Raw genomic sequence first — 4,957 nt, 5'->3', positions numbered from 1 at the left:
TTATAAAATAACAACTTCTGATTTATTCAGAATAAAACCCGGTAAAGGACTTTAGAACTTTGTTGTTTACCGGGTTTGTCAATTTTCATTTTTTAAAAACTTTCTTTCCAGCCTTCTACTAATTGTAGAAACCGGGATGTTTCAAAAGTCTTATTCCTAATCTTTCCTACACAAAATATGCCTTTCTCATCAGAAATCATTAAAATTTCTTCAGCCTTCTGAGATTCGAATGCAATAATTTCATGTTCCTGAATATCTGCCAGGTTATTTTTATGAAGATAAGTAACAAAATTTTCCATTAAAGGAGATATGTAAGCTCCTTCCGCCTGCTTGGGAATCTTAATACTATTCCCCTCTAAAAATAAAAGATTTCCTGATGTGGTTCTGGCAATTCTTTTATGAGGATTCAGTAAAATAACATCATCCAGATCATTTTCCTGAGCATAGATCTCTCCATAAATATTTTCAGGGCAGTGAACTTTTATATTACTCAATAAATTATTATTGACGTTGATTTCTTTGATTAAATCAAGTTCTAAAGGTCTTTCATGAACAGATAATACATCAGGTAATTCCTTCACTTCATAAAAGTAAGAAACGGAAGATTTTGCCAACGTCAATTCATCTGAGTTCCTAAAAACCAGAAAATTAACAATTCCATTCTTTATGCCATTATCTTCTATAACATTTTTTTGAAAAAGGGTCTGAAAAAATTCAAGCGTATAAGTCAACGGAATATTCATTCTCATTTTTCTCATAGAAGCCATTAAGAAAAAATAGCATTCTTCATCCATGATAAGACCTGAGTTTCTTATAAAGAATGAAACCTTTACGGCGTCCCCCGAAAGGAATGCTCTGTTTCTAAATTTTAACTCTTCTGATGTAAAATATTGATTTTCCAATGTTGAATGATTTTTTATAAAAAAATAATGAACGATAAATCGTTCATCAGTTTTAATAGTATTACTACAGCCTAAGGATTAAGCTGCACCTAATTTTATTCTGAGATTTTCTATAAGATTCTCCCAGTACATTGCATTTTCTTCTTCATCTCCTTCTTCACAGAAATCTGTAATATTCAGGGATAAATCTTCAGTAATATCATCTATAACGATTGTCATTTCAAAGAAGTTTTTTGTTCCTTCGTCTTCTTCCCATCTGAAACGCACGAAACCCTCAGGCTTGTATCTGATTAAAGTTGCTCTTTCGGCAGGTCCTCCACCCCAACTAAAATAGAAATCATCACCTTTCTCAATTACCTCATCCGCAAACCATTCAGACAATCCCTCAGCCGTCGCCAAATATTCATACAAAATCTCTGAAAGACAATGCATTGGGAATTCGTAATGGACTTTATGTTTCGCCATATAATCTTTGTTTTTAACGTCCCGCAATATATAAATTAATTTTTTTATTACACAAAAATGTATTTATTATTTTACTTATTCTGTATGATATTTATCAGAGTTTTCAAATCTATTCTAAATATCCATTTTTAGGGTAAAATTTATTCAATTCCATAAAAAAATCTCCTTATAAATAAGGAGATTTTTTACTTAATTTTCGTTGAGAATATCCAGGATAATCTGACATCCTTTCTGTATTTCTTCATGCGAGATTGTTAACGGTGGAGAAATCCTCATGTATTCATTTTTGTAGAGCTGCCAGAAAACAATTAATCCTCTTTCCATACATTTTTTAGCAACTTCTATTGTATATTCGGGTGTCCCCAGATTAACAGCAAGCATTAGCCCTTTACCATTAATGTTTTTAATTTTAGGATGTACAAGAAGTTCCCGGAACAGATCTTCTTTTTCTTTTACCACATCCATCAATCCGCTGTCCAGCACTTCTTTTAAAGTAGCATAACTTGAGGCTGCAATAAGAGGATTTCCTCCGAAAGTGGTGATATGTCCCAATTTTGGAGAATGAGATAGTGAATTCATAATTTCTTTAGAGCTCATAAATGCTCCTACCGGAACTCCACCTCCCATTCCTTTTCCCATCACAAGAATATCAGGAACAATCCCATAGTGTTCAAAGGAAAATAACTTTCCTGTTCTTCCAAAACCCGGCTGAATTTCATCCAAAATAAGCAAAGCACCCACTTCTTCACACCTTTTCTTCAGTTTTTTAAGATAGTCGTCATTCGGAACTAAGAATCCTGCAGCCCCCTGAATGGTTTCCATAATTACACAAGCTGTTTTTTCTGTAATTTTATCGAATTCATTTTCATTATTAAATTCAATGAAGGTAACCATTGGTAAAAGAGGACGAAATTCTCTTTTATGTGTTTCATTTCCTGACACACTGAGTGCACCATGGGTATTTCCATGGTAAGAATCTTTAAAGGAAACTATCTCTTCTCTTCCGGTATATCTTTTAGCCAGTTTTAAACTTCCGTCAATCGCTTCTGCTCCACTGTTCACCAAATAGGTGATCTCTAAAGGATCCGGGGTAGCTTCTGCCAAGAGCTTACATAAAGCCACAGGCTTTTCCTGAGCGTATTCTCCATATACCATCACATGAAGATATTTATCCGCCTGTTCTTTTATTGCATTAACTACTTTTGGATGGGAATGTCCCAAGGTATTTGCAGAAACGCCAGCTACGAAATCAAGATAGGCTTTTCCATCTGTTCCGTAAATATAACTTCCTTCTGCTCTTTCTACTTCAAAACCAGAAGCGAACATTGTAGTCTGCGCCTGATAAATGTAAAAATCATTTTTAATCTCCATTTCGCGAAAATTTAGATAACAAGTCGAAGATCAGATTTAGATCACTTTATTTTCTTACCCGCTTAGGTTTTTTAGCCTCTTCTTTAGCGCGTTCTTTTTCTATAGCTTCCTGAGCCTGATTATAGAGTGTATTATCTGTTTCGTACTGTATTTCTTCGTAATTAGGACTGTCTACCAAAATATCTTGCCATTTCCGGATCCTGTCTTTTGTATTCCAGTTAAAATCCGGAAACTTCCTTTTAGAAGGCTCTATCTTGCTCATCGGATAGGTATCTGAGGTTGCTCCAATACTACAAGAGATAATCTGCAATACTCTTTCTTCAAATAAAGCCCCTATAATTCCGCAAGAAGTTAAAGTAAGTCCTATTCTTTCGTTCTTTTTAGTTTTCTCATCTACATCATCCACGTAATTAATAGCCTGTGCATTTCCAATAACTTTAGCCTCCTTAATATCATTGTTCTGATAATAGACAGTCATCAGTTTTCCTTTAACCTGATTAAATTCATCTTTCATATTCAATGAATCCGCTTTGGTAATGGCAAAAGCATTTCCTATAACTTTTAAAGAATCTATATTTTGTGTCTCATTATTAAAATAAGCTTCTATTTTGTCACCGGTAACCTGCTTTTCCCCACTCCAGAGGATCGGCTCTGTATACATATGAAGAATTCCATCTGTTTCATTGAATGCCAGTGAATCAGCCCTTCCCTGAGCATTCGACTTATAGAAACGGCCTTTCCTGAAAGCTCTTAAATAACTCTTTTTAACCTTTGTAGAATCCAGTTTCTGGTAAGAAAGAATTTTTTCCGCTGCTACATACAGCGAATCCTTTTCGAGAATCTTAACAGCATAGGGTGATTTAGTCATCACCGCTGAATCTTTCTTTTCAAAGATTTCACCATACCCACCTTTTATATATCTTCTTTCTTTAGGATCATCCAAAGTTACATTTCCCGTGGCAGTACCAAAACCTGTCAATTGATTATAATACATATCATCACCGGTAAGGATTTTATCGTTATAATGGATCCGTGAGTTCTTATTTAAATAAGCTTCTTTTGAATTCATTTTATACGTTCCTCTCTCCGTATATACATAATTTTTAGGATTGGCTCTATTGGTAATAGTTGTCGGTCCAAAAAAGTCTGCAGTTCTTGTATTTTGATTTTGCTTGATATTTTTTCCTTCTATAATATAGTCAGGGTTATCAATTTTTACATTTCCTACAAAATCTATCAGCTTGGTATCCAAAAAATAAGTGGCTGACTTCGTATACATCACATTCTGACCATCGGAAATAGTACCTCCTGTATTAAAATAAGCCAGATTAGCAAGCCTGTCATAATACATTATTTCCGTTTTAATCGTCTGCTTTGGATCAACCAGAATAACATTTTTTCTGGCTACTCCTTTTTGGGTATTACCATCATATTCCATCTCTCCGGCTGTGATTACAGATCCGTCAGTATTTTGCAGCTTAGTATTACCAATGGCTTTTATGAAGTTTTCTTCTTCATACATTACCACTTCATCCGCTGTAAGAATGGATCCCTGATGTTCCAGCTTCACATTTCCCTGCAAATAACGGTTACCGTCATATTTTGCAGGATTTTTATCAATAATGTCAGCATGAATAATTTTCACCCTATCTTCAGGCTTAACCTGCTGGGGCTGATTTTGTACGGGCGACTGTAAATAAGGATCCCTCTGCACAGGTTTTTGCTGTGCATATGTTATCGTAGAAATAAAAACTAATAGAAAAAATATCAGTCTCATTGATTAATCATTCTTAGTGCCATAAAAATATAGCGAATGAGAATCAATTTTTACGCCAAATGCTTCTTCAATTGCTTCCTTAATGCCCTGAATTCTAGGGTCACAAAATTCAATAATTTCATCAATCTCTTTATCCGAATCTTTTTTATAGATCACCAGGTGATCATGCTGTTTATCAAAATAAGATTTTTCGTAAGAAGAAGATGTCAGTGTTTTTTCACCAAACTGATGTTTGCGGATCAAGCCAGCATCAAGGAAGATTTCAATTGTGTTATAAATCGTTGCTTTAGATACATGATATTTTTTCTGCATCATAAGAAGATAAAGATCATCTACATTAAAGTGATGATCCATATTATAGATCTCTTCTAAAATAGTGTATCTCTCAGGGGTATTTCTGAAACCTTTCTCTAGTAAATAGTTTCTCAAAACATCCTTAATT

5 protein-coding genes are annotated in these 4,957 nt (G+C 34.3%); all 5 read right to left on the bottom strand.

The window, feature by feature from the left end; translation table 11 throughout:
• Window positions 1–92 precede the first annotated feature (92 nt).
• Entirely contained in the window at window positions 93–902 is an 810-nt protein-coding gene (locus tag Q0A18_RS14145) for an aminotransferase class IV (RefSeq protein ID WP_292010803.1), read from the bottom strand.
• A 78-nt stretch (window positions 903–980) separates the two neighbouring features.
• Window positions 981–1,367: an START-like domain-containing protein gene (locus Q0A18_RS14140; protein ID WP_292010802.1), complete on the bottom strand. Its 387-nt coding sequence runs from the start codon at window positions 1,365–1,367 to the stop codon at window positions 981–983.
• Window positions 1,368–1,556: 189 nt separating this feature from the next.
• Window positions 1,557–2,732, bottom strand: coding sequence for an aspartate aminotransferase family protein (locus Q0A18_RS14135; protein WP_292010804.1), 1,176 nt, complete (start codon window positions 2,730–2,732; stop codon window positions 1,557–1,559).
• A gap of 52 nt (window positions 2,733–2,784) precedes the next feature.
• Window positions 2,785–4,515, bottom strand: a complete 1,731-nt coding sequence (locus Q0A18_RS14130; RefSeq protein ID WP_292010801.1) for an OstA-like protein — start codon at window positions 4,513–4,515, stop codon at window positions 2,785–2,787.
• Window positions 4,516–4,518: 3 nt separating this feature from the next.
• Entirely contained in the window at window positions 4,519–4,956 is a 438-nt protein-coding gene (locus Q0A18_RS14125; protein ID WP_292010800.1) for a transcriptional repressor, read from the bottom strand.
• Window position 4,957 lies beyond the last annotated feature (1 nt).

Origin of the sequence: Chryseobacterium sp. (assembly GCF_022712095.1) — a bacterium.
In the GTDB taxonomy this organism is placed as follows: Bacteria; Bacteroidota; Bacteroidia; order Flavobacteriales; family Weeksellaceae; genus Chryseobacterium.
This window is presented reverse-complemented; position numbering and strand designations above follow the sequence as displayed.

Bases quoted from the DNA above. Each gene is read 5' to 3' on its own strand.
- Q0A18_RS14130 (WP_292010801.1), bottom strand. From the start codon at position 4,515: ATGAGACTGATATTTTTTCTATTAGTTTTTATTTCTACGATAACATAT.
- Q0A18_RS14140 (WP_292010802.1), bottom strand. From the start codon at position 1,367: ATGGCGAAACATAAAGTCCATTACGAATTCCCAATGCATTGTCTTTCA.